A 1,458-nucleotide genomic window follows, 5' to 3' on the forward strand; every position below is an offset into this window, starting at 1 on the left:
CCGGCCGCAGTGGCGGCCGCCGCGCGGGCGATCCAGCGCAGGCCGACAGTCCAGCCCAGGCCGCGCCGGCGCAGGGCCAGCACCGCCAGCGCGCCGACGATCAGCTCGTTGCCGAACAGGGCCACCACCACGAACCACACGCCCAGCCAGTCGCGCCCGGCGACATAAATCAGCGGCAGCACCAGCAGCGACAGCAGCGAGCCGCGCACCCAGGCCTGCATCAGTTCCACCGCGTTGAACACCACGCCCAGGATCAGGCGGTGCAGGCGCAGCGCCAGCCAGCAGCACAACACGGCGAACAGCAGGTGGTCGCTGGCGTAGCGGCCGGCGCTGGCCAGCGCCAGGATTTGCTCGCCCTGGATGAACACGATGCCCATCACCGGCAGCAGGGTCAGCAGGCTGATCTTGTACAGGAACTGGGCCCACATGCGCAGCTCGGCGTAGTCGCCGCTCTTGACGTAGGCGCCGATCATGCGCGAGCGCACCAGCCCGAACACCAGCATGCCCGGCAGGTAGTTGCGGATGATGTCGGTCAGGCGCAGCACGAAGCCCAGCCCGCCGATGGCGGCGGCCGACTCGAAGCGCGCCAGCAGCAGGATCAGGAAATTGGGCGAATACAGGTATTCGACGATGCCGCTGGCGTAGTTGAGCAGCGCCACCCGGAGCAGCTGGCGCCAGTCGGGGCGGGTCCACGGGGCGTCATTGGCGCGCACGGCGGCCAGGCCGCCGGCCACCGCCGCCAGCGACAGCAGCAGGCTCAGCGCCGAAGCGCCGGCCTCGGCCAGCACCAGGTCGGCCGCCACCGCGCCGCCATGCCGGCTCAGATACCACAGCGTGGCCAGCACGGTGACGCCGCGCGCCACCAGCACCAGTTGCAGCCGGCTTTGCAGGGCCAGCGCCTCCAGCGTGTTGTCGCGCAGGATGCGCATGCCGCCCTCGATCACCAGCAGCAGGCCGAACGGCCCGGCCAGATCGGCCGGCAGCGGCAAGGCGTAGCCGGCGGCGGCCAGCGCCGGCCCGGCGCCGGCGATCAGCAGCGCCACCAGCGACAGGATCGCGCAGCGGGCGGCCGCCACCGCGCCGATCATGCGCATCAGGCCGCCGCGGCAGCCGTGCAGGCGGTACACCGGGGCGTAGCGCAGCAGCACCCAGTCCAGCCCCAGGGTGGTGGTGCCCAGCACGATCTCCACCATGGCCATCACCAGCACGTAGCGGCCGAATTCGGCCGCGCTCAGGGTGCGCGCCGACAGCCCCAGGAAGGACACCGTCAGCAGCGCGGTGGGCACTTTGCCGATCAGGAAGGCGACGATGTTGCGGCGCGTGTTGGCGCCGGAGTAAGGCGCATCCGTCACGGCCGGGTCCCGGCGGCGCGGCGGTAGACCGGCGCCAGCTGGTCGGCCAGCACGCGGTAGCTGCGCGCCGCCTCGATGAAGGCCGGGCCGCGCGCGGCGCGCAGGC

The 1,458-nt window shown here is 72.4% G+C and carries 1 protein-coding gene; it reads right to left on the reverse strand.

What is annotated here, in order from left to right; genetic code table 11:
• Positions 1-1,352: polysaccharide biosynthesis protein (locus GM676_RS31245; RefSeq protein ID WP_155468458.1), on the reverse strand; the 1,352-nt coding region annotated here is incomplete at its 3' end.
• Positions 1,353-1,458 lie beyond the last annotated feature (106 nt).

Origin of the sequence: Duganella radicis (genome assembly GCF_009720825.1) — a bacterium.
GTDB classification, from domain to species: Bacteria; Pseudomonadota; Gammaproteobacteria; order Burkholderiales; family Burkholderiaceae_D; genus Rugamonas; species Rugamonas radicis.